Here is a 235-nt window from a genome sequence, read left to right on the forward strand (position 1 = left end):
GTATTGAAGCTTCCAAGGCTTGCCGACCGAGTCGCACCAGCGAATCATGCTGAGGATCGGCGTGATGCCGATTCCCCCCGCGATAAAAAGATACGCCCTGGCATTCGGGTCCAAGGAAAAGTTGTTACGTGGGGCGCTGATCTCCAGAGAATCATCCTTGCGAAGCTGGAGGTGCACAAATGCAGACCCCCCGCGTGACTCTTCGGCAAGCCCGACGCCCAATGAATAAATCCCG

The 235-nt window shown here is 56.6% G+C and carries 1 pseudogene; it reads right to left on the reverse strand.

Annotation, left to right across the window (positions count from 1 at the left end):
* Nucleotides 1–235 (reverse strand): annotated as a pseudogene (locus tag SB786_RS37720) (oxidoreductase); the annotation flags it as partial.

Origin of the sequence: Burkholderia sp. SIMBA_062, from assembly GCF_046534765.1 — a bacterium.
GTDB classification, from domain to species: domain Bacteria; phylum Pseudomonadota; class Gammaproteobacteria; order Burkholderiales; family Burkholderiaceae; genus Burkholderia; species Burkholderia ambifaria.